Origin of the sequence: Vibrio sp. V33_P6A3T137, from assembly GCF_009904835.1 — a bacterium.
Taxonomy (GTDB): Bacteria; Pseudomonadota; Gammaproteobacteria; order Enterobacterales; family Vibrionaceae; genus Vibrio; species Vibrio metschnikovii.
Genome location: NZ_WXWK01000132.1, coordinates 1 through 2,993 on the forward strand (window position 1 = coordinate 1; position 2,993 = coordinate 2,993).

The following is a 2,993-nucleotide window of genomic DNA, read 5'->3' on the forward strand; positions in this document are numbered from 1 at the left end:
CATCAATATGAACAGGAAATGTTGCTAGCTAACCTATTGGTGAATCTGTTTATTTTCACTGAAAAACATCTCACCTTATTAATAGATTTATTATCTTTTTATATTCCGTAAAAAAGAACTTATTCACTCGCCAAAATGCGTTGCAATTTGCGTTTAAATTTTCTTTTTAAGAATAACCATCCACTTTGCTGAGATGGCTTCACCATAGGTGGTAATTTATCCTCAATTCGCGGTATCGATTGCTCAAGATCAATCCGAAACGGGCTAGCCAATGGGTGGGAGCGATCAAGATGCTGACTCAGTAGTTCTTCTTTTACTTGATCTTCCAACTGTTGCCATTTCTCTCTTGCAACATCAGGCCAGCAATAATCCACACTTGGCGGATTAACAATAAAGCGACCATTGGTTTGTGCTAACAGATAATCCGGCTTAACTTGCATCACCAATTGAGGATCGATTTTTCCAGCAGAATGAATGAAAACGATATTTTGAAAAGTTAAACAGGCAAACTCCATCAAGCTGTAACTGGACGAAGAACCAAAAATCAATAAGGTTTGCTGATAATAGGCGCTCGGATTCACACAGATAAAGACTCGTCCCATATTTGGCAATTGATTATCAAACACCAGTGTAGAACGGTAGATGCTTTTCGCTAAACATTTTTCCGTTGCCTTACGGGGAGGAAAACACTTGTTACCTAAATCTCCGCCCATGGTTCTATCAACAAAGGATAAATCGCTAAAAGTCTGTTGATGTTGTTCAGTTAATAACTGCCAAGAGTTTAATAGCGTTAACCACGTTTCGAGGCACCCTTTATGAGTCCAATGGGTATCCAGCTTTCTAAAAGCTGGCTCAGGCATCGCTCTTAGCTCGGCTTCAGGATAAATCACCGGCAACCCCTGTGCCAAAGACATTAACTGACGAATAGGTACCATTTTACCCAGCGTACGCGGATAAAAATCGCATAACACCATCTCTTTGGCGGGCGCAATTAATAGCGCGTGCTTGAGAGAATGCTTTTTTGCCAACTTATCAAACTCGCTAAGATAATGTGACCACTGCTCTAAATCACTGGCAGACAGCGGCCTTTTGCCAATAAACTGATCAACGCTATGGTTGGTATCATTATCTAAAAAAAGCCAACCGGCTTTACCTTCCAAAACCTGTAATTGACCTTGAATCGAGATATCGACCAATGGGTAATCTTGATCTGCTATCTTGATGCGAATTTGCAATTGATCGCTGATCGGGAACAGGGTTTTGCGAAATCCACACTGACGTTGCCAAGCTGGAGGAACTTGATCACCGAATAAATACTGACAGACATCCTTACGCGATACAGTTGGTAGCGCTTCGATAACATCACCTTGAACACAATATACACTCCAAGGTAGCTCGGTGGTAAGCATAGCCCAGCCTTGAATCAATAACCCTGAGCCATCAGATTGGAGCTGATTGAGTGTGAAAGTGTTTTTATCGATCGGAAAATCAAGACACCAAGCCTGAACGAGGTTATCGGGAAGTGAGTGTTGATGAATAATGGTCTGATACATGCAAAAAATCTTAGCACAAAGCGATGAATAAATGGTTGATAAACTAGCAGATCTCACTGCGCAAACAAAGAACAAGTGACCATAAAAATCGACCTGATACTTGCACGAGGCTTGAATGAGAGATTGATTCCATTTTTATCAAGCCTAGATAGTGAGGTTTTACTTACTTTTATAAGGTGACCTTGTTGGTCACTGCCCAGCAAAAAAAGCGTTTAATACTGGCGATTTTTTCATCGCATCATTGATCATCTCGCTATCTAACGGATACGCTTGAGCAAGAGAACAATAGGTCGCTTTTACATTCGACTGATTAGCGCTAAGCAACTCAACCACATGCCGTAATAGTAGCGCAGTATTATATTGTGTGATTAAGCTAACTTGGTTTTGATAAGTAGAGTTCGATTGGCTTACCGGTACTGGTAATTTACTGAGATGTTTCTCAAGCTTAGAGGGATTAAGCATTTCGGGCTTAAAACCGGTTTTAATCTGTAAGGCGCTGGTTGGCGGTATATGATTAATGTTGACGTAAGTAGCACGATTATTTAACGCCTTATCAATTTTTTTATAGATATTTGGTACTTTTCTACCCGTATACATCAGCAGATTTTTATTCCCTTGAGTATACAATAAATTATGCATTGCACTGCCTGCATAGCCAATAATGGTTTGATGAGCATTAAAATAACGCAATTGCTCTTTAACCGATAACGTTTCTGGATGAATGACCACCGCGCCACTGGCGGATAAACGCTGTTCAATCTGCCGCTCGCCAATGATCATCCGTTCATAACCTGGGCATAAATTAGCCCGAGAGACAAATAAAGGCCTGGTGTCGGTATTGGAAGGAAAATTATTATTAGCTAGCAATTCCTCTCTTAACACTAAGTAATCACTATGAAACTGATTGGGATACTCTAACGCGGGCTTGGCAACAATCAACTTTTCGACAATCAATGATTCTGAATCAATGATTCGCAATTTATCTTTCAAACCGATCAACTCAAAAAATTGATACACAAAATCAGGAATCTGCTCAGTGGTACTAAGATAAACAATATGATCAATTTGCTCGTTCTGCTTAATCGGCCATAACCTAGCCAATGACTCGGTCAAAAAATGGCCATAATGATTATGTAATACGCCAGCGTAAAGTGATAAACCAGAGAGACGCTGACTATTATTTAGATCAGGTAGCCGACTTTTCGCTATTGGTAGGATAATTTGCTGATTATTGGTCACTAAAGCACAATCGTTTAGGTAGTGATTGTCATCGTCATAGAGACCACCATAAAATCGGAAGTCACTACCATGTCTTTGTAGAGCGATACATTTGATTACATGATGTGTTTCATAGATTAATCGATTTTTTTTACCTATCCGTTGCCATAATTTCATTATTTAACTCCATGAGAGATAAAAACACAAAAACAATACCTATTT

Annotated in this window: 2 protein-coding genes; both read right to left on the bottom strand. The window is 39.7% G+C overall.

Annotation, left to right across the window (positions count from 1 at the left end):
• Positions 1-119 precede the first annotated feature (119 nt).
• Positions 120-1,553: a hypothetical protein gene (locus CAG60_RS12580; RefSeq protein WP_161439060.1), complete on the bottom strand. Its 1,434-nt coding sequence runs from the start codon at positions 1,551-1,553 to the stop codon at positions 120-122.
• 189 nt (positions 1,554-1,742) lie between these two features.
• Positions 1,743-2,948 carry a glycosyltransferase family 61 protein gene (locus tag CAG60_RS12585; RefSeq protein WP_161439061.1) on the bottom strand — a complete coding sequence of 402 codons (1,206 nt, stop codon included), beginning with the start codon at positions 2,946-2,948 and terminating at the stop codon, positions 1,743-1,745.
• Positions 2,949-2,993: the final 45 nt, after the last annotated feature.